Source organism: Pseudomonas sp. P5_B2 (assembly GCF_056400445.1).
In genome coordinates, this window is the sequence record NZ_JBFULH010001313.1 from 1 (window position 1) to 722 (window position 722).

Annotated in this window: 1 protein-coding gene; it reads left to right on the top strand. The window is 60.1% G+C overall.

Going from position 1 to position 722, the window contains the following annotated elements:
- Nucleotides 1–722: hypothetical protein (locus AC1DRJ_RS30945; protein ID WP_477805460.1), on the top strand; the 722-nt coding region annotated here is incomplete at both ends.

Consider the following 722-nt stretch of genomic DNA (forward strand, 5'->3'; position numbering starts at 1 on the left):
GTGTCGATCAAGGGCCAGACCCCGCCCTTGGCGGACACTGAAGTGACACCGGACGGCACTTGGGAGGCGAAAGTGACGATCGGTGCGGCGGGCCCTGTGAACCTGGTGGCGGAGTTATGGCAAAAAACCTACGCCAGTGAACCGGTTGAGTTCAACGTCACGGTAGTACCGGATATTCCGGTATTCGATACCCCCCTCGACGGCGAAGACCTGGGCAGATGGTTGACCGTTTCCGGCTATGGCTATGAAGGCGACACCCTGCGTATCTATCGGCGCGCTACAGATACACATTTGGCCGATACGATTGTGGCAGCCGCGGGCACCTGGTCAGCGAAAATACTGCACGGAATGAGTGCCGGGCAGGGTATCGGCGTGCAGGCACGAGCCAATTCGCAAGAGTTTTCAGACTTCACCCCTACCCGGCTTTTTCGCTTGCTCACACCTGCCCCGCAAATCATCGAACCGCAGGCGGGCGACTGGGTTGGAATCCGGCCACTGTTCAGCGGTCTGGCCACGCCCGGGGCGACCATCACCGTTGCCCAATGGTTCAACACTGAAGCGCTGTTGGCACCACTGACCCAAGCGAATGAACTTGGAGTATGGGCGGTAATGGGCAACAAGGATCTACCTGTAGGCGCGGCGCGGGTGGTGGTGCGTGAGACTGTGGACGGCAAGCCCTCGGAGTGGTTCGAGAGCGGGCGCTTTATGGTGGAGCGCAAGAC